We start from the raw sequence: 665 nt of genomic DNA on the forward strand, positions 1-665 counted from the left end.
ACCATCGCCTGACATCTCAATGACTTTACGACGTGTCTGCTTAAGCAAGTTGGGAAGTACTTCAGCATCGGTTACGTTAGATAAGCTCAGCTCTGCTGCAACTTTTTCGTGGGTGCTAGTATCTACTGCGATATGCAGCTTACGCCAAACCCTACGCTTCCCGTCAGTACCATGCTTCTTGACCTTCCATTCGCCTTCGCCATAAACCTTGAGGCCAGTGGCATCAATGGCTAGGTGTTGTATCGCACCTCTGGTTTTAGTTTTAAATGAAACCTCAACTTCCTTAGCTCGACGGCTTATACAGGTGTAGTGGGGACAAACTAGCGGGATGTTAGCCAGCTTAAATACCGAGTCTAGAAATCCTTGCAGTGCTCTCAACGGCATAGAGAATATGCGTTTCACCATCAATCAGTGCAGTAGTAATGGCTAAGTCGCAGAATTGGCGAGGTCTGCCGCGCTTGCCTTGTTTGTTTTGCTTCCACTCGGCTATCGCTTCCTCATCAATCCAAAAGGTCAGAGAACCACGGTTTATTAAGGCTTTGTTGTACTGCGTCCAGTTAGTTGTTTTGTAACGAGGTTTAGGCATGAGGCTACGACGATTAATGGGTGTAGCCGATCAGATCGTAGCTTCTTGATTTAGTTCCATCGATTTAAGCAACAAAGCC

The 665-nt window shown here is 46.6% G+C and carries 1 pseudogene; it reads right to left on the reverse strand.

The features are described 5' to 3' along the window. Positions 1-586 (reverse strand): annotated as a pseudogene (locus tag ACWPOD_RS23730) (IS5 family transposase); the annotation flags it as partial. Positions 587-665: the final 79 nt, after the last annotated feature.

The organism is Vibrio sp. JZG120, assembly GCF_053890955.1.